Source organism: Pseudomonas juntendi (assembly GCF_009932375.1).
Taxonomy (GTDB): Bacteria; Pseudomonadota; Gammaproteobacteria; order Pseudomonadales; family Pseudomonadaceae; genus Aquipseudomonas; species Aquipseudomonas juntendi.
Genome location: NZ_BLJG01000570.1, coordinates 1 through 282, shown reverse-complemented (window position 1 = coordinate 282; position 282 = coordinate 1). Strand labels below are relative to the sequence as shown.

Here is a 282-nt window from a genome sequence, read left to right as displayed (position 1 = left end):
GGTGGGAAGACGACAGCGGCGTGGTACTGCGGTCATGAAACTGCGCAAGCTCAAGCGAGCCTTCCAGCGCATAACCCCGCAGGGGCGGCACCTGGTGATCGGCGTGCCGTTCATCTGGCTGTTCCTGTTCTTCATGCTGCCGTTCTTCATCGTGCTGAAGATCAGCTTCGCCGAAGCCGACGTGGCGATCCCGCCCTACACCGAGATCTACACCTACGTCGAAGACAAGATCCAGCTGGTCCTGAACCTGGCCAACTACGGCTTGCTGACCGAGGATGAGCT

At 59.9% G+C, this 282-nt stretch carries 1 pseudogene; it reads left to right on the top strand.

Features of this window, described 5'->3' with window-relative positions:
- Positions 1-34: 34 nt before the first annotated feature.
- Positions 35-282, top strand: a pseudogene (locus GYA94_RS27310) (putrescine ABC transporter permease PotH); the annotation flags it as partial.